At 44.8% G+C, this 25,156-nt stretch carries 22 protein-coding genes and 1 pseudogene; 21 read left to right on the top strand and 2 right to left on the bottom strand.

The annotated features are described in order from the left end of the window. Positions 1-48: 48 nt before the first annotated feature. The 5 genes and pseudogenes from G633_RS0103590 to G633_RS0103570 form a co-directional block, all read left to right on the top strand. A pseudogene (locus tag G633_RS0103590) lies at positions 49-177 on the top strand (winged helix-turn-helix domain-containing protein); the annotation flags it as partial. Further along, positions 174-899: a hypothetical protein gene (locus G633_RS17225; protein ID WP_051199891.1), complete on the top strand. Its 726-nt coding sequence runs from the start codon at positions 174-176 to the stop codon at positions 897-899. The pseudogene G633_RS0103590 and the gene G633_RS17225, both read left to right, overlap by 4 nt. Then, on the top strand, positions 871-1,935 hold the full coding sequence (locus tag G633_RS20230; RefSeq protein ID WP_081664672.1) for an ORF6N domain-containing protein: 1,065 nt from the start codon (positions 871-873) through the stop codon (positions 1,933-1,935). The genes G633_RS17225 and G633_RS20230 overlap by 29 nt, the downstream gene beginning before the upstream one ends. Before the next feature lie 547 nt (positions 1,936-2,482). Continuing rightward, positions 2,483-3,241: a GNAT family N-acetyltransferase gene (locus tag G633_RS0103575; RefSeq protein ID WP_026519095.1), complete on the top strand. Its 759-nt coding sequence runs from the start codon at positions 2,483-2,485 to the stop codon at positions 3,239-3,241. A 13-nt stretch (positions 3,242-3,254) separates the two neighbouring features. Further along, on the top strand, positions 3,255-3,779 hold the full coding sequence (locus G633_RS0103570; RefSeq protein WP_026519094.1) for an AAA family ATPase: 525 nt from the start codon (positions 3,255-3,257) through the stop codon (positions 3,777-3,779). Between the two features lie 23 nt (positions 3,780-3,802). Here G633_RS0103570 and G633_RS0103565 read toward each other — a convergent pair whose 3' ends face one another. Next, positions 3,803-4,321 (bottom strand): hypothetical protein, encoded by a 519-nt coding sequence (locus G633_RS0103565; protein ID WP_026519093.1) that lies wholly within the window; start codon positions 4,319-4,321, stop codon positions 3,803-3,805. A gap of 122 nt (positions 4,322-4,443) precedes the next feature. Here G633_RS0103565 and G633_RS0103560 point away from each other — a divergent pair, with 122 nt between their 5' ends. From G633_RS0103560 to rpe, 10 genes are all read left to right on the top strand, one after another. Beyond that, positions 4,444-5,322 (top strand): LysR family transcriptional regulator, encoded by an 879-nt coding sequence (locus G633_RS0103560; protein WP_026519092.1) that lies wholly within the window; start codon positions 4,444-4,446, stop codon positions 5,320-5,322. 85 nt (positions 5,323-5,407) lie between these two features. Next, complete coding sequence (locus G633_RS0103555) at positions 5,408-6,487, top strand: PTS transporter subunit IIC (protein ID WP_022767845.1); 1,080 nt, start codon at positions 5,408-5,410, stop codon at positions 6,485-6,487. After that, a complete protein-coding gene (locus G633_RS0103550) occupies positions 6,487-6,942 on the top strand; it encodes a restriction endonuclease (RefSeq protein ID WP_026519091.1) in 456 nt (151 codons plus the stop codon). Before G633_RS0103555 ends, G633_RS0103550 begins: the two co-directional genes overlap by 1 nt. 2 nt (positions 6,943-6,944) lie before the next feature. Continuing rightward, the gene (locus G633_RS0103545) at positions 6,945-7,763 is read left to right on the top strand and encodes a DNA-3-methyladenine glycosylase family protein (RefSeq protein WP_026519090.1); all 819 of its coding nucleotides are present in this window, start codon (positions 6,945-6,947) and stop codon (positions 7,761-7,763) included. A 179-nt stretch (positions 7,764-7,942) separates the two neighbouring features. Continuing rightward, on the top strand, positions 7,943-9,025 hold the full coding sequence (locus G633_RS0103540; protein WP_242838823.1) for a GntR family transcriptional regulator: 1,083 nt from the start codon (positions 7,943-7,945) through the stop codon (positions 9,023-9,025). Positions 9,026-9,085: 60 nt separating this feature from the next. Continuing rightward, positions 9,086-10,681, top strand: coding sequence for a xylulokinase (locus tag G633_RS0103535; protein WP_026519088.1), 1,596 nt, complete (start codon positions 9,086-9,088; stop codon positions 10,679-10,681). 77 nt (positions 10,682-10,758) lie between these two features. After that, positions 10,759-11,457 (top strand): L-ribulose-5-phosphate 4-epimerase, encoded by a 699-nt coding sequence (locus G633_RS0103530; protein ID WP_022767840.1) that lies wholly within the window; start codon positions 10,759-10,761, stop codon positions 11,455-11,457. A gap of 56 nt (positions 11,458-11,513) precedes the next feature. Beyond that, on the top strand, positions 11,514-12,347 hold the full coding sequence (locus tag G633_RS0103525; RefSeq protein WP_026519087.1) for a transketolase: 834 nt from the start codon (positions 11,514-11,516) through the stop codon (positions 12,345-12,347). Positions 12,348-12,362: 15 nt separating this feature from the next. Next, positions 12,363-13,304, top strand: coding sequence for a transketolase family protein (locus G633_RS0103520; protein ID WP_026519086.1), 942 nt, complete (start codon positions 12,363-12,365; stop codon positions 13,302-13,304). Next, the gene (gene rpe, locus G633_RS0103515) at positions 13,301-13,957 is read left to right on the top strand and encodes a ribulose-phosphate 3-epimerase (protein WP_026519085.1); all 657 of its coding nucleotides are present in this window, start codon (positions 13,301-13,303) and stop codon (positions 13,955-13,957) included. The genes G633_RS0103520 and rpe overlap by 4 nt, the downstream gene beginning before the upstream one ends. On the opposite strand, the gene G633_RS0103510 is transcribed toward rpe, so the two are convergent. Beyond that, positions 13,954-14,814 carry an AraC family transcriptional regulator gene (locus G633_RS0103510; protein ID WP_022767836.1) on the bottom strand — a complete coding sequence of 287 codons (861 nt, stop codon included), beginning with the start codon at positions 14,812-14,814 and terminating at the stop codon, positions 13,954-13,956. The two genes, rpe and G633_RS0103510, sit on opposite strands and share 4 nt — an antisense overlap. Positions 14,815-14,960: 146 nt before the next feature. Between G633_RS0103510 and G633_RS0103505 the strand changes: the two genes are divergently transcribed. The 6 genes from G633_RS0103505 (at position 14,961) to G633_RS17220 (ending at position 25,026) form a co-directional block, all read left to right on the top strand. Then, a complete protein-coding gene (locus tag G633_RS0103505) occupies positions 14,961-18,284 on the top strand; it encodes a cellulase family glycosylhydrolase (protein ID WP_026519084.1) in 3,324 nt (1,107 codons plus the stop codon). A 178-nt stretch (positions 18,285-18,462) separates the two neighbouring features. Then, the gene (locus G633_RS20225) at positions 18,463-19,890 is read left to right on the top strand and encodes an ABC transporter permease (protein WP_242826422.1); all 1,428 of its coding nucleotides are present in this window, start codon (positions 18,463-18,465) and stop codon (positions 19,888-19,890) included. 14 nt (positions 19,891-19,904) lie between these two features. Next, positions 19,905-20,831 (top strand): carbohydrate ABC transporter permease, encoded by a 927-nt coding sequence (locus tag G633_RS0103495; RefSeq protein WP_051199886.1) that lies wholly within the window; start codon positions 19,905-19,907, stop codon positions 20,829-20,831. Between the two features lie 62 nt (positions 20,832-20,893). Then, positions 20,894-22,549 carry a DUF3502 domain-containing protein gene (locus G633_RS0103490; protein WP_022767832.1) on the top strand — a complete coding sequence of 552 codons (1,656 nt, stop codon included), beginning with the start codon at positions 20,894-20,896 and terminating at the stop codon, positions 22,547-22,549. Positions 22,550-22,669: 120 nt separating this feature from the next. Then, positions 22,670-23,686, top strand: coding sequence for a LacI family DNA-binding transcriptional regulator (locus G633_RS0103485; RefSeq protein WP_022767831.1), 1,017 nt, complete (start codon positions 22,670-22,672; stop codon positions 23,684-23,686). Further along, complete coding sequence (locus G633_RS17220; RefSeq protein ID WP_035770639.1) at positions 23,683-25,026, top strand: glycoside hydrolase family 30 protein; 1,344 nt, start codon at positions 23,683-23,685, stop codon at positions 25,024-25,026. The genes G633_RS0103485 and G633_RS17220 overlap by 4 nt, the downstream gene beginning before the upstream one ends. Positions 25,027-25,156 lie beyond the last annotated feature (130 nt).

The following is a 25,156-nucleotide window of genomic DNA, read 5'->3' as shown; positions in this document are numbered from 1 at the left end:
GTGGGTGTTAGAATTTTAGTTCTGATGCCTGCAGGCTTTTTTACATTCATTTGGGGAACTGATTACGAAGGTGAGTCAAGAACTGTAGATATGCATGTAAAAACACTTAGGCAAAAGCTTGGGGATTACGGCAGCAGAATAAAAACAATCAGAAATGTAGGATATGTAATGGAATGAAAAATAAGATAAATACAAGACTTGTTGGAATTGCCATAATCGCGGTTATTGCTACTGTTATAGGGATAACAATTATATACTATAATCTGTTTCAGAAACAGGTGCGGTCGGATCTGTCAGTCAGCGCTAAGCTTTTGAGGGATACACATTATTTTGAGTCAGTGAATATTGATATAGATGAGATTGACTTGTCCACTGATATCGATGAACTGCGTGTAACCTGGGTTGCAAAGGACGGAACAGTTCTTTATGACAATGATACATCGGCAGAGCTTTTGCAAAATCATAATGACAGACCAGAGATACAAAAAGCATTTGCTGATGGGGTGGGTGAGGCAGTTAGAAAGTCTGACACCATGAACAAGAATACCTTTTATTATGCAGTTCTTTTGGATAATGGCACAGTTCTTAGAGTAGCCACAAATGCACAAAGCCTTTGGTCTGTATTTATGTCGGTGGCGCCGATTATTATCCTGATTATTCTTATAATCATTTCTGTATGTGTATTAATATCACATTTACTCACAAGGCAGTTATTAAGACCAATTGAAGTGATGGTTTCAAATTTGGAAAACGCAGATTATGAGTCACCATATAAGGAACTTGATCCTCTTTCCGAAGTGCTCAGGGCACAGCATACAGATATTTTAGCGGCAGCCAAAACGAAATATAAACAGATTTCCGGAAGATTTTATGTTTCAATTGACAAGAGAGGAAGTTGATTTGGTGAAGTCGCAAAATGCGACTTCACGGAATGATTCATTTTTTGAAGGGCAGGATGGTGGTAGAAGAAAAATGCCTTATGTTTTTACAGAGCAAGGAATTTATATGTTAGCGACAGTTCTTAGAGGTGAGTTAGCTGAGCAACAAAGCATTTTTATTATGCGAGCTTTTAAGGAAATGCGTCATTATATCCGTCAGAATCAGCAGTTTGTAACTCAGTCCGAAATGAGCATGGTTACTGCTAAGGTTTCAGAGTTATCTGTGCAAATGGCAGGAGCAATTGATCATCAGAAGAAAACGGATAAGGCAATTGAAGATATTCAGAAGAGTATTGATAGAAAAGATGGCACGAAGTACAGTGATTATTTCTACTATGGTTGCAAGCATCGCAACATGACCAGAGGTCACAAATGCGATTATAGGAAGCAAGTTTCGGAGACAAAACTGGATGGAGCAGTAATTGAGGTGCTAAGGAAGCTTGTGAGCAATAAGAAGTTTGCCGGAATGATGCGTGAGAAAATCAATATGGAAGTTGATACCTCAGCGCTTGATCAGGAAATATCTGCTCAGGAAAAGACGCTACGCCAAAGTTACTTGAATAAGGATGCCATTCTTTCAGATTTGGACAACTTGGATTATGAAGATAAGCATTACAAGAGAAGAAAAGCAGATTTAGAGGACCGCCTCAGTAAGACTTATGATAAAATCGAAGAGATAGAAAATGCCTTAGTAGAGGCTAAAGCTAAGAAAAGATCGATACTTGCTGAAAAGGTTTGCGGAGACAATATCTACAAAGCGCTAATCTTTTTCGATAAAATGTATGAGCCGATGAATGAAGCGGAACGCAGAGAGTTCCTGACACAATTCATAGAAAAGGTTGAGATTTACGAAGAAGAACAAGAGAATGGCCAATGGCTTAAGTCCATAGAATTCAAGCTTCCTATCATTTCAAAGGATATGAAGATAAGTTTGGACAATGGTTCGCAAATCGAAACAGTCGTTCTCTTAATGAAAACGACTGATAAGGAAGTTTGAGCTTAGAGAACGCTGCTGTTCTGGCGAGCCCCGGTTGGTTTGGCAACTTTTATTGGTTTCAACAGGTGCCCGTAGTGGGGCTTTCCTGTTGAGAATGTTGTTTTTATCAATTCCAACAGATGATTTTAGCTGTACCTCCCTGTTGAGAACGCTGTTTTTATCAATTCCAACAGATGATTTTTGCTGAATCTCCCTGTTGGAGATGTAGTTTTTGTCAAAACCAACAGGAAGAAGGCAGGGTAACAGCCTGTTGAAAATACGTATATTCAAATTCCAACAGGTGGTAATTGAAATACATGCCTGTTGGAAATAGTTGATAAGGAAAATACAACAGGGAAAATACGAGAAATATGATCAAGAGAGCGAAAGTTGAGGAAGCTAATCGAATCATAGCTTTTAGAAAGGATATTTAGATACGCATGCTCGAATTTAGGAAGTTCACGGATTTTCCGCGAGGGACAATGTATAACATCTTACAGGATTAAAGAGTATGAAGGATTGAAAAGAATTATCTGTATTATGAGATTGTGATTTAAGGGAAACATACATGATTTTGAGAAAAATAGGCAGAAATGAATATAAAGGATACCTTGAATTTGCTAATGAGTGTATTGCGAACCGTGTTTATCCAATGTCAATTGTGACCGGGACTCAGGATGGAGATATATACATAGATGATAAAGGATGCACATTGTTCTGGCATTATTGCGGCTTTGCATATATCTCGGGGAATGTGAGTGAGGATGTTCTTGAAGAAGTATATCAAAAGTTTTTTGTACCTGATACGGAACGAAGATTTGTATTGATAACAGACTCTGAGCATGCTTCGAATTACTATTCAGGTAATAACGACCTTCGAATTGATGAGAGAATTGAATATACATATGGCGGGATTCCTGAGCACCGACCGATACTTGATGATAATTATATTGTTGAGAGTATTACAGCAGACAATATAGGTGACATCCGTGGAAGAATCACACCCTCTTTTTCCTGGAAAGACAGCGATACATTTCTTAGAAATGGATTCGGATGCATCGCCAGAAATAAGGCGGATGGCAGCTTTGCTGCAGTGGCATTTTCCAGCGCTGTCAGTCCTGAAGAAGTGGATATCGGAGTTGAGACTGCTGAAGCACATAGGCACCATGGACTGGCATCATACCTTGCGTACAGGATGTGTGAAGAAATCATACAGCAAGGCAGGAGACCCGTGTGGGCACATGCTGAAACAAATGCAGGTTCGCAGAAAACTGCGCTCAGCGTTGGTTTTAAGCCATGCAGGATAAATACAGTAATTCACAAGTAAGGAGAAACGTTACGTGGTAATACTCATAACGGGAGCATCCCATACAGGAAAGACACTACTTGCTCAGAGGATGCTTGAAAAATATAAATATCCGTACCTGTCTATCGATCATTTGAAGATGGGCCTTATAAGAAGCGGAAATACTCAACTTACTCCGGAAGATGATGAGGAGATGACGTCCTATATTTGGCCGATAGTACGGGAAATGATAAAGACTGCTATTGAGAACAGGCAGAATCTGATCGTTGAAGGCTGCTATATTCCCTTTGACTGGCGCAGGGATTTCAGCGAAGATTATCTGCAGGATATCAGATTTATTTGTCTTGCGCTGACAGACAGCTACATTGATGCGAATTTCGATAAGATCAAGGGTCATGCTTCCGACATAGAATCCAGATTGGACGAGTCATATTGCACGTCCGATTGGATAAAAGCAGATAACAAAAGATTTATAGAAGGATTTGCAAAGACAGGTGAACATATTGAAGTCATAGATTCGAATTATGAACAAGTGATAGAGAAGGCCTCTCGTCTATAGGCGGACGAGAGGTCTTTTTCCATTTATACTCTGTACTTCCTGTATCTTCCAAAGAGTATTCCGTCATCCAGAAACTGCCCGGTTTCTGAAACCCACATGGGAAACTGTCCGGTTGCCAGGGCTGTCTGTCCGTTTAGCATTCCGGTGTGGAATGAGATGTGTCTGTACTGCCTGAGAACCAGTTCCATTCGGGTATATTTACAATCCTTTGGCTTTTCGTAAAGCATCTCGTCTGTGAGAGTGTCCAGGTACTCCAGCGTTTTCTTTTCAATAGAATCAAGATAGGCAAGAAGCTCTTCGTCTGAAAGGACAACATCGCATTGAACATCCGGATTGTCCAGTCCTTCTACGTGGAAGGAAGGCTCTTCATAATCGAAGGGGTTGATAAACCATTTGTCCGCGGAATGAAGTGCGTGGTAAGCCCATCTCCAGCATGGCGCGCCTACGCAGAGAGCATCCCTGTCATAAGCCCTTATTGCGGTGCGGATGTTAAGGAAATTTGGCTCTACCGTATCCTTGATGATCATACATAATTTGTTCATTTGTGATACCTCCTTGTGTTCGCTCTATTTTGAATGTATAATAACGCTGAAACATATATCTGTAAAATTGAAACAAATAATATAAATGTTCAAAATAATTGAACTCAAGAGGTATAGTGATCATGACAATAACTCAGTTAAGCACGTTTTTGAAAATTGCAGAGCAAAACAGTTTCTTGGCAGCAGCTGATAGCCTTGGTTATGCACAATCCACGGTGACAACGCAGATCAAGCAGCTGGAGGAAGAACTTGGCTGCCAATTGTTCGACAGACTGGGTAAGACGATTGTTCTTACGCCGCAGGGAGAGAAGCTCATAGCATATGCGGAAAAGATGCTTCAGCTGGAGCGAGAGATCCATCTTGAAATATCTGATGAGGAAGAGCCGACCGGAGTGCTGAAGATAGGCGTTTCCGAATCGCTGTGTTATAGCCGTGTTCCGGAGGCGCTTATGAAGTATAGAAAAGAGGTTCCGGGAATAGATATCAGGTTGGTGTTCATTACGCACGATACATTTCCCGACATGCTGCAAAAAGGGGAACTGGACCTGGTTTATACATTAAATCCTTACATGGAGGATGACAGGCTTACCATGCTGTATAAGAAAGAAGAGACGCTGGGCTTTTATACTTCGCCGGATCATCCGCTTGTGGGGAAGAAGATAAAAGAGAAAGACCTGGCAGATTATCCGCTGCTTCTGACTGGGCATAATTGCAGTTTCAGGCATATGCTCTTTGAGGATCTGGCGAAATGCGGGATAGAAGGCAAATCCCTGATAGAAACCAGCAGCAAGGAAATACTCAAGCAATTTGCATCCAATGGTTTGGGAGTCGCATTTATTCCGGATATGACTGCAACAAGAGAAGTGGAGAATGGGAGACTCAAAAGACTGGACTGGAGAGGCAGCTCTTTTCCCATTTATTCACAGATATTCGTTCATAAAGATAAGCATATAGGCAAAGCGATCAGCAGTCTGGTGGATGTTATCGGTAGTGATGCTTGAGAAATGGCAGAGGATATGATACCATTTTCCAAATAAATGCGGCGACCCACAACAAGGTGCGGCGTCGACTGGAGGAGAATGAGTTATGAAAGAGTTTTTGAAGAGGAAAAACATCGAGATTTCCTTAAGGCGCTATGGTATTGACGCTTTGGGAGCAATGGCACAGGGACTTTTTTGTTCCCTTCTTATTGGTACTATCATCAATACCATCGGTACACAGTTTCACATACCTTTTCTAATGAAGACAGTTGCTACAGTTGCAGGCGTTGAGTACACGGTTGGTGGTCTTGCAACAGCAATGAGTGGTCCGGCGATGGCAGTAGCTATAGGTTACGCGCTTCAGTGCCCGCCACTGGTTCTTTTCTCAATGATCACAGTTGGATTTGCTGCGAACGCACTGGGCGGAGCCGGCGGTCCTCTGGCAGTCCTTTTTGTGGCAATCATCGCCGCTGAATTCGGAAAAGCAGTGTCAAAAGAGACTAAGGTCGATATATTGGTCACTCCACTTGTTACAATAGCAGTGGGTGTGTTCCTCTCATGGCTTATTGCGCCACCTCTTGGAAGAGCAGCAATGTGGGTTGGAAATATTATCATGTGGGCAACAGAGCAGCAACCGTTCCTCATGGGAATCATAGTTTCAGTGGTTGTTGGTATGGCGCTTACACTTCCAATTTCTTCGGCAGCTATCTGTGCGGCTCTTGGGCTTACCGGTCTTGCAGGCGGAGCAGCTGTAGCAGGATGTTGTGCTCAGATGGTGGGCTTTGCGGTTATTTCCTTTAAGGAGAATAAATGGGGAGGCCTTGTTTCACAGGGTATCGGAACCTCAATGCTTCAGATGGGCAATATCATCAAGAACCCACGAGTATGGATCGCACCTACACTGGCATCGGCCATCACAGGACCGATAGCAACATGCATCTTCAGGCTTCAGATGAACGGAGCTCCTGTATCATCGGGTATGGGAACCTGCGGACTTGTAGGACAGATTGGTGTTTACACCGGCTGGGTTAATGACATAGCAAATGGAACTAAGGCTGCCATCACAGGCTTTGACTGGTTGGGGCTTGTTCTCATTTCCTTTGTGCTTCCTGCAGTTCTTTCACTGGTAATCCACAAGGGCGTTATGAAGCTTGGATGGGTAAAAGAAGGAGATCTTAAACTCTAATGACACAGTTACCTGTAGTGATCCTATATCTGATCCTTGCAATTATCGTGGTGCTTCTGGTTGTGCTTGTGGTGAGGGCAGTAATAAAAAGACTGCCCCATGAACTTCCTATGGACGAGATGGAAGGGCATGATTTTGAGTACTACTGCGCAGACCTTTTGAAGGCCAACTGCTTTCTGGAAGTGGAAGTCACCAAGGGAAGCGGAGACTTTGGAGCAGACATTCTGGCTGAGAAAGACGGCATTACCTACGCTGTTCAGTGCAAGTGCTATGACAAGCCAATAGGTGTCAAGGCGGTCCAGGAGGTCTATGCAGGCCGTGATTACTACGACAGAATGGTCGGTGTTGTCATGACCAACCAGTACTTTACGCAGCCGGCAGTGGAACTTGCCAGGAAGCTGAACATCATGCTCTGGGACAGAGGATACCTGGACGATATGGATAAAGCGGAGTAATTATGAAGATTACCATTAAGGATGATTTTGATCTTTCAAAAATAGCAGACAGCGGACAGTGCTTCAGATTCAATGCTGTGGGTGATGGCTACAGCGCCACAGCTCTTGATAAGAATCTTTTCATAAAGGGCCTGGGCAATAGCGAGTATGAGCTTGATTGCAGTAAGGATGAGTTTGACAGCTTCTGGAGAGGGTACTTCGATCTGGATCTGGACTATCGGAGCCTGAGAAATAGGATTGATAAAGAGGAAGACCCATATCTTTTTGCGGCTGCTGAGTTTGGAAAGGGAATCAGGATTTTAAGGCAGGACCCTTGGGAGATGTTAATCTCTTTTATCATCTCTCAGCGTAAGAACATACCGGCTATCAAGGCTTCAATTGAGAAACTCTGCGCTATGGCGGGAGATGTTATTAAAGAGGATGCGGAAGGAAAACCAATCTACTCATTTCCAACACCTCAGAAGCTGGCCGAGCTGTCTTTAGATCAGCTCTCAGCCTGCAGCCTCGGGTATAGAGACAAGTACGTTCAAAAGGCTGCCATGGACGTGGCAAGCGGAGCTGTAGACCTGAAGGCTTTTGAGTCTCTTGATGATGAGGCGCTTATGGAAGAGCTTCTAAAGTTGTTCGGAGTCGGAGTTAAGGTTGCCAACTGCGAGATACTCTTCGGCTACCACAGACTGGATGCTTTTCCAAAGGATGTATGGATCAACAGGGTTTTGGAGAATCATTACCCAAATGGATTTATGTTTGATAAATATGCCCCGTACAACGGGATAATGCAGCAATATTTATTCTTTTATTCAAGACTGTCTTCGATGTAAATCGAAGGCAGTTTATTTTTTGCTTATTTTGAGCCCTTGACTCCGTCCCTAGGGCTCATTTTGAAAATTTGTACATATACAACTTGATAAAAATGTTTATTTTTGACATTGACGATTAGTACAGGCTATGGGAACATGGTTGTGCAGGTTGTTAATGTCTTTTTTATGTGGGAAAAATCGTGGCTAAATACGTAAACGTAATTGAATGGATAACAAAGAAAATAGATAACGGAGAGCTTACCCCGGGAGCTAAGATCCCGTCTGAGAACGAGCTGAGCGAGGAGTTTAACTTAAGCCGCCAGACCATCAGACATGCCATTGCGCAGATGGTGGAGGATGGGATATTGGAGAGCCGCAGGGGAAGCGGAACCTATGTGGTTGATCTTCGTGCAGAAGAGGGAGAGAGGAATGTTGTTGCAGTAGTCACAACCTATGTTGATGACTACATTTTCCCGAGCACCATCAGGGGAATTGAGAGTAACCTCAGCGAAAAAGGCTATTCCATGCAGCTTTCCTTCACCAATAACACCGTCACAAGAGAGAGACAGATCTTAGAGGATCTTCTCCAGAGAAATGACGTTGCGGGGATAATCATGGAGCCCGTTAAGAGTGCTCTTCCAAATCCAAACATGGAGTTGTACACACAGCTACGGGAAAAGAATGTGAAGATCCTTTTCATAAATACCTTTTATCCGGAGCTTGATATCCCCCATGTTTCACTAAACGATGCGGAGTGTGCCTACAGAGCAGTCACAGCTCTTATTGAGGCGGGACATAGGAATATCGGATGCATTCTTAAGCTTGACGATGGCCAGGGAAGAGAGCGCTACAGAGGATATTTAAAGGCTGTAATGGAAGCCGGACTTCCTTTTGCCTATGAGCACGTCAACTGGATAGATACCATAGACATCAGGAATGGAAAAGAGTCTTTGGCCGGAATGAAGGACAGACTTAAGGATTGCACTGCAGTCTTTTGCTATAACGACCAGGTGGCAGGCATGCTGATTGAGATGCTTTCTGACATAGGCATTAAAGTACCGGAAGATATGTCGGTCATCGGGATGGATGATTCGGACATGTCAAGGCTTGGCGTTGGAGGAGTTACCATTTCATCGATCCCTCACCCCAAGGAGAAGCTCGGCGAAAAGGCTGCAACCAACATGATCAGAATGATCCACGAAGGTAAGCTGTATTTTAATGCTACCTACGAATTTGAAGAGGATGTAATTCTCAGGGCATCGGTTTCAGAGAGCAGAGAATAAACATAGTAAAGGGAAAATAAAGGAGAAAGCCGGGCAGCGCCGGCAGAATGGAGGCAATTTATGGGAGATGCAAAAAAGGCTATAGCAGAGGGGAAGACATATCTTGGTATCGAGTTTGGATCAACCAGGATAAAGGCTGTGCTCACTGATGAGGAGTACAATCCTATCGCTTCAGGGTCACACAGCTGGGAGAACAGACTGGACAATGGAATCTGGACATACACCCTGGATGATGTATGGGGCGGAGTTCAGGACTGCTACAAGAACCTGGCAGCAGATGTTGAGAAGCAGTACGGTGAGAAACTCACTACAGTAGGAGCTATGGGATTCTCAGCAATGATGCACGGTTACATGGCATTTGATAAGGACGGAAATCTCCTTGTGCCTTTCAGGACCTGGAGAAACACAATAACAGAAGAAGCTTCAGAGAAGCTCACAGATCTTTTCGGATATCATATTCCACAGAGATGGAGCATTGCTCACCTCTATCAGGCAATCTTAAACGGTGAGGAGCACATCTCCAAGATCGACTTCTTCACAACTCTGGCAGGCTACGTTCATTGGCAGCTTACAGGGGAGAAGGTTCTGGGTGTCGGCGATGCATCAGGAATGTTCCCTATCGATTCAGCTACCTGCAGCTACAATGAGAAGATGCTGGATCAGTTCGACGAGCTCATCGCTCCTAAGAACCTGGGCTGGAAGATCAGAGACATTATTCCTAAGTCACTTCCTGCAGGCGTATCAGCAGGCAAGCTCACTGAGGAAGGTGCTAAAAAGCTTGATCCTACAGGAACACTTCAGGCTGGCATAGCAGTATGTCCTCCTGAGGGAGATGCAGGAACAGGTATGGTTGCAACCAATTCCGTTGGCGTAAGAACAGGTAATATCTCAGCCGGCACATCGGTATTCTCAATGGTTGTTCTTGAGCACAGCCTTTCAAAGGCATATCCTGAGCTGGACCTTGTTACAACACCAAGCGGCGAAGAAGTTGCCATGGTACACTGCAACAACTGTACATCTGACCTCAACGCGTGGGTAGGACTCTTTAGAGAGTTTGCAGGCGCTATCGGCAAGGATGTTGATGACGATACACTTTACGGAACACTTTATCGCAAGGCTATGGAAGGTGATGCTGATTGCGGCGGACTCCTTGCATACAATTACTTCTCAGGCGAGAGCATTACAGGCTTCAACGAAGGAAGACCTCTGTTTGTAAGAAGACCTGATGATAAGTTCAACCTTTCAAACTTTATGAGAACACACCTTTACACAGCTCTTGGAGCACTCAAGGTTGGTAATGACATCCTCATGAAGGAAGAGAACGTCAAGGCAGACTTCTTCTTTGGACAGGGTGGATTCTTCAAGATTAGAGGAGTTGGTGACAGAGTAATGGCAGCAGCTCTTAACACATCCATCAAGCTCATGGAGACAGCAGGAGAGGGCGGCCCTTGGGGACAGGCGATCCTTGCAGGCTTTATGTGCCAGAAAGAGGAGGGTGAGACCTTAGAGCAGTACCTTGCTAACAAGGTATTTAAGAGCGGTAAGGTTGAGACCTGTGATCCTGTAAAAGAGGATGTAGAAGGCTTTGATGAGTTCATGAAGGACTACAATGCAGGACTTGCAGTTGAGAGAGCTGCAGTAGATTCTCTCAAGTAATTTTTGATAATAATAAAGCAATATTTACGGAGCATTGTAATGATGCTCCGTAATATAATGAAAAATGGAGTGAGATCATGTTAGAAGAACTTAAGAAAAAAGTATATGAAGCGAATATTTTACTGCCAAAATACGGCCTTGTTACCTTTACCTGGGGCAATGTAAGCGCTATCGACAGGGAAAGCGGTCTTTTTGTTATAAAGCCAAGTGGCGTAGAATATGATACAATGACTCCGGATGATATGGTTGTCATGGATCTTGAAGGCAACAAGGTGGAGGGCAAGCTCAATCCTTCATCGGACACTCCCACACATCTGGAGATCTACAAGGCATTTAAGGAAGTGGGCGGAGTTGTTCATACTCATTCGTCCTATGCCACCAGCTGGGCTCAGGCCGGACGCAGCATTCCCTGCTACGGAACAACTCACGCAGATTATTTCTACGGAGAGATTCCCTGCGTAAGATGCCTTAACAAGGATGAGATCGAGAGCGCCTACGAAGAGAATACAGGTCATCTTATCGTAAACGAGTTTGAGCGCATGGGAAAAGACCCTGTGGCAGTTCCTGCGGTTCTTTGCAAGAATCACGGCGTGTTCACCTGGGGTAAGGACGCTCACGAGGCAGTCCACAATGCAGTGGTTACAGAGGAAGTTGCCAAGATGGCTTTCCGCTGCGAGCTGATAAATCCTGAGGTTAAGCCTGCACCACAGGAGCTTCAGGACAAGCATTACTATCGCAAGCACGGAGCAAATGCTTATTATGGTCAGGCGAAGTGATCACCCGGCGAGAGCATAACTACCTTATTATCAATTAAAAAGTTTTAGGAGGAATTATGGAGAACAAAGAATTGCAGAAAATTGCAAACGAAGTCCGCAAGGGCATTGTTACAGCGGTTCACGCAGCTAAGGCTGGACATCCCGGTGGATCTCTGTCAGCAGCAGATATCTTCACATATCTGTATTTTGAGGAGATGAACGTTGATCCCAAGGATCCTAAGAACCCCGATCGTGATCGTTTCGTTCTTTCAAAGGGACACACAGCACCAGGCCTTTATTCAGTAATGGCTCAGCGCGGATACTTCCCTGTAGAGGAGCTCACAACTCTTCGTAAGCTTGGATCAAGACTTCAGGGACACCCAAGTATGCAGTATCTTCCGGGACTTGACATGAGCAGCGGATCTCTCGGACAGGGAATCTCAGTTGCTTGTGGTATGGCTCTTTCAGCTAAGCTCGACAACAAGTCCTACAGAACCTACACCCTTTTAGGTGATGGTGAGATTGAAGAGGGACAGGTTTGGGAAGCAGCTATGTTTGCAGGATTCCGCAAGCTCGACAACCTGGTAGTCATTGTTGATAACAACGGACTTCAGATTGACGGACCTATTGATCAGGTATGTTCACCATATCCTATTGATAAGAAATTTGAAGCATTCAACTTCCATGTTATCAATATTGATGCACATGACTTTGATGCTATCAGAGCAGCCTTCAAAGAGGCCAGAGAGACTAAGGGCCAGCCTACAGCAATCATCGCACACAGCCTTAAGGGCAAGGGCGTTTCCTTCATGGAAGGACAGGTATCATGGCACGGCGTAGCACCTAATGATGAAGAGTATGCTATTGCTATGGCAGATCTCGAGAAGATCGGCAAAGAGCTCGAAGGTTGAGAAGGAGGTTAAGGCATGAGTGAAGTTAAGAAGATAGCTACAAGAGACAGCTATGGAAAAGAACTTATAGAGCTTGCAAAGGTCAATGACAAGGTAGTAGTACTTGACGCAGACCTTGCAGCAGCAACAAGAACCGGATGGTTCAAGAAGGAGTTCCCTGATCGTCACATCGACTGTGGTATTGCAGAGTGCAACATGATGGGAATCGCGGCAGGACTTGCAACAACAGGCAAGATTCCTTTTGTAAGTACATTTGCAATGTTCGCTACAGGACGTGCTTTTGAGCAGGTTCGTAACTCAATCGGATATCCTCATCTCAATGTTAAGATCGGTGGAACACATGCCGGAATCACAGTAGGTGAGGACGGAGCCAGCCATCAGTGTAACGAGGATCTTGCTCTTATGAGAACAATCCCCGGAATGGTTGTTATGTGCCCTGCAGATGATATCGAGGCAAGAGCCTGTGTAAGAGCAGCAGCTGAGCACGAAGGCCCTGTATATATCAGATTCGGACGTGCTGCATGCCCTGTTGTCAACGACAGACCTGATTACAAATTTGAACTTGGCAAGGGAACAGTATTGCGCGAAGGCACAGATGTAAGTATAATTGCTACTGGTATCGGAGTTGGATCTGCACTTGAAGCTGCTGAGAAGCTTGCAGCTGACGGAATCAGTGCAGAGGTAGTTAACATCTGCACCATCAAGCCTATCGACAGAGAGCTTGTTGTAGCTACAGCGGGGAAGACCGGCAAGGTAGTTACTGTTGAGGAGCATTCTGTTATCGGCGGACTCGGAAGCGCAGTTTGTGATGTACTTTCTGAGGAGTGCCCTACTGTTGTTAAGAAGATCGGTATGCAGGATAAGTTCGGCGAGTCCGGATCTGCAGCAGACCTTGTTAAGAAGTACGGTCTTGATGGCGACGGTGTTTATGCACAGGTAAAGGAATTTCTTGGTTGATGAACATTTTAAGTCCTTCAATTTTAGCAGCAGATTTTAAAAACCTGGGCCAGCAGATTGTCGATGTTGACAATGCTGGGGCTCAGTATATTCACATTGACGTTATGGATGGCAGTTTTGTGCCATCCATTTCCTTTGGAATGCCACTGATAAAGAGCATCAGAAGTGCGACGGACAAGGTTTTCGACGTGCATCTGATGATAGTGGATCCCATAAGATATATAAAGGAGTTTGCAGAGATCGGTGCAGATATAATCACTTTTCATCTCGAGGCAGCGCCTGATGTTTGTGCCGTGATCGATGAGATACATTCCCTTGGTAAAAGAGCCGGTCTCTCAATTAAACCCGGCACACCGGTGGAAGAGCTTGTTCCGTACCTGGACAAGGTGGATATGATCCTCGTTATGACTGTTGAGCCGGGATTTGGAGGCCAGCCCTTCATCGAGGCAAGCTATGACAGGATAAAAGCTGTAAGGGCAATGCTTACAGAAAGAGGCCTTGATACAGATATTCAGGTTGATGGTGGTATCACCAAAGAAAACGTAAGAAGCGTCATCGCTGCAGGAGCCAACGTCATTGTGGCGGGATCGACAGTATACAGGGGCGATGCAGCCCAGAATACCAAAGATTTATTAAAGCTCATGGAATCTTAAAGTTCCATGAGCTTTTTTCTATAAGCCAGAGGTGTACAGCCAAAGGTCTCGTTAAACATTTTTCTAAAGAGCTTGTAGTTGGTAAATCCGTGTTTTTCCAAAATAAGTTTAACCGGAAGGTCAGTCTCCACCAGATCATCTCTGATCTTGGACAGGCGAAGGTCGTTTAAATACTTCGTATAGGTAATTCCCATATTCTTTTTGAAGAAATGACAAAAATACTCTTTTTGAAGACAGGCGACATTGGCAATCTCATCAAGACTGATGGGAGAAGCGTAGTTGCCATCCAGATAATCAAGTATGGTCTGTATTCTTCCGAAGGTCTTATTCTCTTTCTGGGCTTCTGCCGTCTCCATTTCCTGTGAAAAATTGTGATAGATCTGGAACAGAAACTCAAACACCAGGGAATTGAATCTTAATATTTCTCCATCGGGCTTTATCTCAAAAACCACCTGCATCTGCTTGATGATCTCGATGAGCTGCATGATCTTGGTCATGATGATCGGGTTATTGGTGTGGCAGTCAAAGCCAAATCGTCTTGACGCTATGTCCGGAATGTACCTCTCAAGGATTGGGTAAGGAATCTGTATCAGCACAGCTTTGTTTCCGTCAAGTGACTTGGTCGAGTGCGGAACTGCACAGTCCACAAGATAAACATCCCCGGGAAGCAGGACTGTTGTCTGTCCGCCAACGGTAACATCCACCTCTCCCTCCAAGATATACATGACCTCCATCGCCGAATGCCAGTGAGTCGGCACATAGGAGCTGGAGTCATTAAATACCCAAAAGAAAATATCCAGTCCGTCTGTTATTCTGTCTCTTTCATGCCTAAATACGGCGTTTTCTCTGTTTTCCATAGTGATGACATTTTAAAACAAACAAAATAAAAAAGCAATATTGACCTATTAATTCTCAAGTAAGACTCTATTCTGCCCGGCACCTTCGGTGTTAACATAAATCCCGCATAGAGGCCAAATGCACAAAATATTGGGAGGTATAAAGTATGAGAGGAAAAGTAAGTAGAATTCTTGAACGCGGTTTTGCTTTTGCGCTCTCGGCAGTACTTGCTATGGGAGCACCCGGTATGACCGTCATGGCAGAGGAGGGAGAAGCTTTGGAAGAAACCGGCGGATCTGCATTCATCAAGGCAGACGGCAAGAACCTGAGGACCAATTACGGACAGGGAGATATCATCAACCTGCGCGGTACCAATGCCGGTGGATATCTCTTGCAGGAATTCTGGATGACACCATCCGGAGAATCTGCAGATGTATACGATCAGACAACCATCATAGGTAACCTTACCGAGAGGTTTGGAGAAGACGGTGCAAAAGAGCTGATAGCTGCCTGGGAAACAGCTTATTGGCAGGAAGAAGACTTTGCCAACTGCCGCGCAATGGGAATGAACACCATCAGACTTCCTTTCTGGTGGAGAAACCTCGTTGATGAAAACGGCAACTACTACGGATATGATGAAGGGGCATCCGATCCCTATGCTACAGCCTTTGAGAGACTTGACTGGTTTGTTGATATGTGCTCAAAGTACGGACTTTACGTAGTCCTTGATATGCACGGAGCACCCGGATCACAGAATGGTAGTGACCACTCCGGACTTGATGGCAAGGATCACAAGGAATCAGCTTCAGAGTTCTTCTTTGGTGAGAATGCAGCTGCAAATCAGGAGCTGTATTTAAGTCTTTGGAGAACAATAGCAGACAGATACGAAGGAAATGCAACAGTAGCAGGCTATGATCTTCTTAATGAGCCCTACTGCACATACCGTTACAATTCATCAAAGTCTGCAGATGAGCTTCACACAATCCTTTGGGATGTTTATGACAGAGCATATAACGTTATCAGACAGGAAGATGCTGATCACGTGATCATCATGGAAGCTACCTGGAATCCTGAGGATCTTCCGGATCCCGAAGCTTATGGCTGGGAAAACGTAATGTATGAGTATCACAACTATCTCTACGATGATTACGACAACGCAGGCGGCGGCCAGATTTCCAACATGGAGAACAAGACAAACGCCATCGGAAATGCCGATTATAACGTACCCAGCTACATGGGTGAGTTCAACTACTTTAACAATTACGGTGCCTGGGATGATGGCCTTGCACTTCTTACAGAGCTTGGTATCAACTGGACATCATGGACCTACAAGACAATAACCGGCTATGGCAACTGGGGACTTTACCATCACCCCGAGTACATGGACAACGGACTTGATATCTCCACAGCTTCTTTTGACGAGATAAAAGAGCTTTGGGAGAATTCAGCAACAAGCCTGGGAAGCCCTAACAACGAGCTTATTGAAATTGTGAGCAAGTGGTGCAATGCACAGACTTATGAGAACACAACTGAGCCTGTGACAGCAGAGCCTGTAAGCGACTTTATCAGTGGCTGGCAGAAGCTTGAAGTTGAAGATGAGGCTGTTTGCGCAATTACCGGCGGTAAGCTCGAAGACCAGAGCTTTTACTCAGGTGGCAAGGCAGCAGGCAACATGAACACAGATGTTACTGCTGATAACGTTGCAGACGACTGGTCTAACATCAACTATCTCACCTTCACTGTTAAGGCAGCAGATAAGGGCAAGTACCCCATCGTTATGCATTACAACGGTGATGATGACAAGGAAATCCTTGTTAAGGTCGGTGATAATGAAGCACAGCTTGTACAGGTTCCAAGACTTTCCGGCGGAACATGGGACAAGATGCACGATGTTGTAGCTTATGTTGATCTTGAGAAGGGTGAAAATACCCTTAAGATCTCAGGTGCACTTGGAAGCGGCTGGATGAACATCGACTACATCGCAACAACAAGACACTTTGTAACAGTTAAAGAGGACGGAACACTTCGTCTTGAGGGTGAATTCTTCTACACCAATGCAGGACTTGAGGGACAGTCATTCTTCTCAGCCGGCTACGCTGTAGGAAATCTTAATACACACGTGACCTTCGAAGAGATCGCTGAAGACTGGTCAAACATGAAATATGTTGACTTCGAGATCTTTGCGGAAAAAGAGGGTGATTACCGTGTTACATGGCACTGGAACGGAAACGGCGCCGATGGAATGACTGCTGTTTACAAGCTTAACGGTGGTGAGAACACAGCTTTAACACTTGATAACGCAGGCGCACCTTGGAACTCAATGAACAAGTCAGAGCTTATTCTTCACCTTCAGCAGGGCTTTAATGAGTTCAAGCTTTCAGGAACGATCCTCAATCAGGACAACTGGGCAAACATTGACTGCATCGACATCATCAGCCTTGATGCCATTGAAGAGCCTGACGGATTCCCTGAAGCTACAAGTGGATTCAGGAGAGTTAAGGGCGACGCAGTCTCTTTTGACGAGAGCAATGTAACAGTAACTGTGGATGCAAAATATGCAGGAGAGTACCGCTTCTATGTCGGATACATGACTGACGCAGAAGAGCCGGCATTCAGAACTGTACTTGGAAAGACAGAGCTTACTGAGGGAACAAATACCATCACTTTAGATAACGAAGCAGCTTTGGGCGAAACACCCGTATTCTTCGATGTTGCCGTTTCACCGATCACAATAATTGATGAGACTGGCGCAGAGAGATACGAGGCAGAGGATCACGCTGTAAGGTCAGCAAACAATCCACCTGCTGAGCATCAGGGTTTCTATTCAGGTCGCGCAAATGAAAACGGTGTTGGCGGAATGGGCGCAACTGTCGGTTCATTCGCAGTTGGCGATGACATCATTGCCAAGAAGCTCAACTACACAGATTACAGTATCTTTGCACCAAAGGATGGAACATACAAGATCACTGTTGCCGGAAACGGTGCAGGTGTTGATCTTACAGCTGTATATCAGCTTGAGGGAGAACAGAGCGTATCCTTTGTACTGCCCAATAACGGTCAGGGATGGGATCACATGGTCTATGCAGATATCGAAGTAGAGCTTAAGGAAGGCTACAACAGACTGATCCTCGGCGGAACCTTTGATGGAGAATGGCTCAACTACGACTACATCGATGTTGTTTCAGTTGATGCAGAGAATCCGGAAGAGCCTGAAGATCCTGAGGATCCGGAAAATCCGGATGATCCGGACCAGCCCGGAACACCTGATGAACCTGATCAGCCTGATACACCAGACACACCTGATGAACCTGATCAGCCCGACACACCGGATCAGCCTGATCAGCCGGATACACCAAATACACCGGATCAGCCACATAATCCGGGACATGATACACCCACAGTTTCACATGTGGTAGTAACTGTAGTCAGAGCAATTGTAAAGACTGCGGTTAAGATTATCGGCTGGTTATCAAGCATTTTCCGCTGGTAATATAGGCCAGGAATAAAAACGTTTTTGTTGAAACGGTAGAATTTTTAATTGTTTAATTGTCGCAAATATACAAAATTACGCCAAGTATATTGTAAATATAGTCGCAAAATGCTAGACTACGAATATCAAATAAATAAAAACGTTTTTATTATGGTTTCAAGCGCTTTTGGGAGGTTTTATGAGGAAAAAATGGATTTCCGGGATCAGCGCAGTGTGTCTGATCCTGCTACTCCCATTTTTCAACTGGATAAGGGTCGTGAACCTGGTTGACCTGTTCTCAAGAATTGGTGTTACCAAGGACATGGCGGCAGATTTGCTTACAGGCTATAACCTGTACAATCTGCTTTCCTTCGTCCAGTATGCAAATCAGGGAGTTCTGGGACTGTTCGCAATGGTCCTTTTAATACTCGCAGCAGCAGCTATTTACTTCAATGTTGCATTTATCATCCGTACAATTTTCGGACTTAAGAAGGGAAAAGGAGAACTTGGACTTCTCGCAGCTGGTAAATGCGCATTCCTGTTTCAGTTTCTGACTGCACTGGCAACAATCATTTTTATTATTTTTTCAAACAGACACTTTAAGACCACCGGATTTGTTCCGGGGGCAGCGGTAATAATATCGCTGGTAGTATCTCTTTTGTCTTACATCTACATCAAGATCCTTGAGAAAAAAGAGAGAGAGAAATACAGAGAGCACGGGCTTCTCGTTGAGCTTAAGAGAAACTGGGTACTGTTCGTCATGTTGATACCTACCTTCGTCTACTTCATGATCAACAACTACCTGCCAATGTTGGGTGTGTACTTTGCTTTTACATCCTTCAACTTCAGAGACGGACTCTGGTCCTCTCCTTTCACAGGATTTAAGAACTTCGAGTTCCTGATCAAGGCTGACCTGTTCAGACTCACCAAGAATACAGTTCTTTACAACGTTGTATTCATTGGTGTCGGCAATGTTCTTCAGATCATATTTGCCATTCTGGTCAGCAGAGTAACAGTGAAGTGGTTTAAAAAGACTTCACAGACCCTGATGTTCATGCCATACTTCGTATCCTTCGTTATCCTGAAGGTTATCGTGTACAACGTCTTTGAATATCAGTACGGTCTTATCAACAACCTGGTTACACAGATGGGTGGAGAGAGGATTGACTTCTACAACAATCCATCCTACTGGCCTTTCCTGATCACCTTCTTCTACCTCTGGAAGAACATCGGATACGGAATGGTTGTATATCTGGCGACCATCATGGGCATAGACAATGAGATCTATGAGGCAGCCAGAGTTGACGGGGCTAATGATCTTCAGCAGATCTGGTACATCACTCTGCCACACATTAAGCCTACATTCATAATCCTTCTGCTCTATGCACTTGGAAGCATTATGAAGGGACAGTTTGAGCTCTTTTATCAGCTCATCGGTAACAACGGCGTATTGTTCAACGCAACGGATATCTTCGACACCTACGTTTACAGAATTACAATGACACAGCCGCTTTCCATCGGACTTGGAACGGCAGCAGGTCTTTACCAGTCAATATTTGGTTTCCTGATCATCGTACTTGTGAACTTCGCGGTTAAAAAGAGAAATCCCGAATACGCATTATTCTAAGAAAGGAGCACAGTATGGCAAGAGATTTAGATTATGAGCCTTCAGCGCCAAAGACCATTAAGAAGTCTACAGGCACCAAGGTTTTTGAGGCCATAGCATATACCCTCCTGATAATAGGATCAATCGTATGCGTGCTGCCTTTCATCATCATCGTTTCGGGTTCCTTTACGGACAACGCAACGATACTTACACAGGGTTATTCACTTCTTCCGAGAGACTTTACATTATCTGCTTATCAGACGATCTTTAAGTCTCCCAAGGATATCCTTCAGGCCTACAAGATGACTATCTACTACACAGTAGTCGGAACTGGCCTCGGACTTATGATGATAACCCTCACGGGATATGTTATTTCAAGAAAAGAGTTTAAGTACAGAAATACAGTATCATTCCTTATTTACTTTACCAGCATCTTCGGAGGCGGAATGATCCCATGGTACCTGATGTATGCCAATGTACTTGGACTCAAGGGATCAACACTGGCAATTTGGTTCCCGGCTCTTATGAGTCCTTTCCTGGTAATCCTTATGAGAACCTTCATTGTCGGAGCTGTGCCCGATGCCATCACAGAGTCAGCTAAGATTGACGGAGCAGGACACTTTACCATCTTCTTCAGGATCGTGCTTCCGGTGCTTAAGCCCGGACTTGCTACAGTAGGTCTTTTCCTGGCACTTGGTTACTGGAATGACTGGTACAGATCATCAATGTTCAGTACCAATTCATCCACCTGGCAGCTGCAGTTCTACCTCTACGATCTGCTCAATGCCACAACAGCCATGAAGCAGATGGCAAGTAACGTAAGCATGAAGACGGCAGACCTTCCTACAGAGTCGGTTAAGCTTGCAATGGCGGTTGTAGCTACAGGTCCCGTGCTTTTGTTCTACCCCTTCGTACAGAAATTCTTCGTTTCGGGAATTACTGTTGGTGCGGTAAAAGGCTGAGAGAACTCAGCATTTAATTTACAAAGAAATAAAAACGTTTTCATATCACAAAGGAGGCAAATATGAAAAAGAAAGTTTTAGCAACATTGTTATCAATGGCAATGGTAGCCGGCGTGATCACAGGTTGTGGCGGAGCCGGAACACAGTCAGCAGCTGATCAGCTCGCTGAGCAGGGCGTTACAGAGATCCCTGCAGCAGAGACAACCACAGAGGCAGCTGAGGCTACAGAGGCAGAGGCTCCTGCAGAGGCAGCAGACCTTGATCTCTCAGAGCAGGTTGACCTGGTATTCTACGTAATGGGTGATGCTCCTCAGGATGAGGAACTTGTTGAGGCAGCTCTCAATGAGAAACTTCTTGAGAAGTGCAATGCAACTGTTGATATGCAGTTCTCAACATGGACAGACTTCCAGCAGAAATACGCTAACGAGATCACAGCTCAGAGCGCAGACCTTATTTACATCGCTAACTGGCTCAACTATGGACAGCTCGCAAGTAGCGGCGCTTTCGAAGAGCTCGATGACATGCTTGATACAGTAGCACCTGACCTCAAGGCACTTGTAGGCGATGCAAACCTCAACATGTGCAGAGTAGGTGGCAAGATCTATGCAGTACCTAACACATGGGCTGAGTACGTATGTAACGGTGTTAAGTACAGAGAGGACCTCAGAGCAAAATATGATCTTCCTGTACCTGATTCACTTGAGAACCTTGAGGCATACCTTCTTGGAATCAAGGAGAACGAGCCTAACCAGGGACTTCTTACAGTAACAACAGAAGAGAGCCAGGGACTTAAGACCGGTTTCGATGCAGCTTGGGCACTTAACTTCAAGTACAACTGGGTTGCTAACAATGGTCTTGACTACGGTCTTGCAGCAAACTATGACACACCTTCAGATGTTTATGATTACTGGTACTCAGATGATTTCGTAGATGACATGAAGCTCATGAAGAAGTGGGCAGATCTTGGATTCTGGAGTAAGAGCGCACTTTCAGACACAAACAACTCAGACGCTTACAAGAACGGTCTTTGCGTAGCAGAAGTTGCAGGACAGAACCCTAACAAGCAGATCACAGCTATTGCTGATTTTGAGAATGCAGGGCAGGGCTGGGAGTCAGCTTATGTAGCATACGGCGAGACAAACGGAGTTATCTATCCCGGACATGCAACACAGAACGGAACAGCTATCGTAAGAGGCTGCAAGAATCCTGAGAGAGCACTTCTTGTACTTCAGGCAATGCTCTGCGATGACGAGATCAACTCAATCGTTCAGTACGGTATCAAGGGAACACACTATGATGTAGCTGATGGTATCTACAAGAACCTCCAGGAAGAAGCCGGCGAGACAGCAACATTCCCTTACGAAGGCTTCAACACATGGAACCTCAGAAACGGCGAGACAAAGCTTCCTCAGAAGACAGATGTTAAGCTTCAGGAGATGTTTGATAAGTACGCAGCACTTGGCGAAAAGACAAAGTTCCCTAACGTAAACATCTATGATGGATTCTCAGAGAACTATGATTCTTACAGCGCTGAGAGATCAGCAGTCAGCAACGTAATGAGACAGTACCTCGCTCCACTTGAGGCTGGACTTGTTGATGATGTTGATGCAGCAGTAGAAGAGTTCAGAAACAAGATGACTGAGGCTGGCATTGATAAGTGCCGTGAAGAGTACACAAAGCAGTGGAAAGCATACTGCGAGGAGTACAATTACAACTAATCAGGGCGATGACCTCTTGACCTGAGTCTGATATGTTATAATAGCAGAGGGCGAAAAACGTTTTTGCCCTCTGCTGAATATAGAAAATAGCGTAGTGCATGAGGAAAAGGGGAACAGGCCTTGGCTAAAAGGGAAAACGATAACAAAAAGATAACGATTAAAGACGTGGCAAGAGAAGCGGGAGTATCAATCTCCACTGTTTCAAATGCCCTTAATAATGTGAATGTTCTGCATCCCGACACCAAGGAAAGAGTCCTTGAAGTGGCAAGGAGACTTAACTATACCCCAAACCTTAACGGCAGAAACTTAAAAGCCCAGGCAACCGGTGTGTTAGGACTGTTCCTTGGAGCTATCAGAGGACCATACTACGGAGAGCTTTCTGATTCCATATACAGAGCCTGTGTGGAGAGCGGATATGAACTTGAGATATTCCTCAGCTCTGACCCGCTTCATATCATGGCAAACATTATGGGGCACAGGGTTGATGGCGCGATAATCCTCAATTCAGCCATAGGACCCGACCAGGAAAAGATCCTTAAGAACCAGCAGATACCTACGGTGTACATTGACAGGATCCTTGTGGGCGATAAGTCTTCAAGCGTTGTGTTTGATTCAAGAAACGGCGGCGAACAGGCTGCGAAGTTCTTACTTGAGCTTGGCCACAAGAGATTTATGTATATAGAAGGAGAAGAGGACAATTACGATAACCAGGAGCGTAGAGACGGATTTTTCGGAGCTTTAAAGCGCGCCGGAATTGTTGTAGATGATGACTACATTCTTCCGGGTAAGTTTGAGAGGCTTGCAGCCTACAACTCGGTTACGCAATTTGTTGATTCGGGAAAAGAGCTGCCGGATGCAATCTTTGCAGCCAACGACCTAAGTGCTATCGGTGTACTTGAAGCACTCAGGGACAGCGGAGTAAAGGTACCGGAGCAGGTAAGCGTTATGGGATGTGACGATATCGAGCTGACCAGAGTGGTAAGTCCATCAGTTACAACCATCAGAACATTCTTTGAAAAACAGGGCATTATAGCAGTGGAACAGCTTGTTCGCATGATCAGCGGAGAAGCCGGAAGACTGATAACCTTAAACGGAAGGATAATCCCGCGCGATTCGACGATAGCAAAGGATTTATGATGAAAAATATAACAGCAATTGAGACCCATTTTGCCGGCAGTAAATACTGGAGCTGCAGTACGCTTCAAGATGCAGGTCCTGCAGGCGAAATGAAAGCCCTGGTGGTTTTTCCTGATGAGAAGGAGACCACTATACGCGGGTTCGGAGGAGCCTTTACAGAGGCTGCGGCTCATACATACAATGGCCTAAGCAATGAGGCTCGAAGCAGACTCATTGCCGATATTTTTGGGGCTGACGGCCTCAGATACAACTTGGGGCGTATTCACATGAACAGCTGTGACTTTGCCCTGGGCAATTATACTTACATCGAAGAGGGCGATGAGAGCCTTGACAGCTTTGACATAGCACATGATGAAAAAGAGATCATTCCTATGATCAAGGCAGCTGAGAAAGAGCTGGGCAAGTCTTTGGTTCTTTTGATGGCACCCTGGTCTCCACCTGCGTTTATGAAGACCAACGGCGAGATGAATCACGGCGGAGAACTTAAGCCTGAGTACAGAGCGCTGTGGGCAGATTACTTTGTAAAGTTTATTCAGGAATACAAAAAGAGAGGCATCGAGATCTCTTTTACATCAATACAGAACGAACCAAACGCTACCCAGACCTGGGATTCCTGCAGATACACAACTGAGCAGGAGGCAGACTTTGCACTTAATTACCTGGGACCTGCGCTTGAGAAGGCAGGACTTCTTGATGAAGTAAAGGTTCTTGTTTGGGATCACAATAAGGAAGTAAGCTACAAGAGATTTAAGGATATCATGGAGAAGGACGGAGCCGACAAGTACATCTTTGGATGTGCTGTTCACTGGTACACTGGAGATCATTTTGAGAACCTTGGTCTTATAAGGAAGCACTTCCCTGAAAAAGAGATATTCTTTACCGAAGGATGCGTTGAGTATTCAAGGTTTGCCGGAGAAGGTGACATTCACAATGCCGAGATGTATGCACACCAGATGCTGGGCAATCTTAAAAACGGCATTACAGCCATCTTTGACTGGAACCTGATGGTAGATTATAAGGGCGGACCAAATCACGTGGGCAACTACTGTGATGCGCCTATAAAGGCCAATGAGGCAGGAGATGACTATGAAAAGAAGCTCTCCTACTACTACATAGGTCATTTTTCAAGATACGTAAAAGAAGGCGCCAGACTTATCTGGACTTCCTGTTACACAGACAGGATCAAGAGTGTAGGTTTTGTTAATCCTGACGGAGAGAGAGTTGTTATTCTCCTTAGCGAGTCAGATGTAGACACGGCAGTAAATGTTGCCGAGGGAGAATCTTCAGCAAAACTCATTGTCAAAGCGCATTCTATCCAGACTTTGACATATTACGTATAATTACGGGTTATATATTAATAAGAATTCATTGACAAAAGGTAAAGTTTAGCTTAAACTTTCTGTCGTGCAATTAGCAAGGAGTACCCATGTGCAATTCACGTGGGTATTTTTTTGCCGAAATTTTGATAAC

The sequence above is a fragment of the Butyrivibrio sp. FCS006 genome (assembly GCF_000424525.1).
Lineage (GTDB): Bacteria > Bacillota > Clostridia > Lachnospirales > Lachnospiraceae > Butyrivibrio.
Note: the sequence above shows the minus strand (reverse complement) of the source record. Positions and strands in the feature narration are given on the sequence as shown.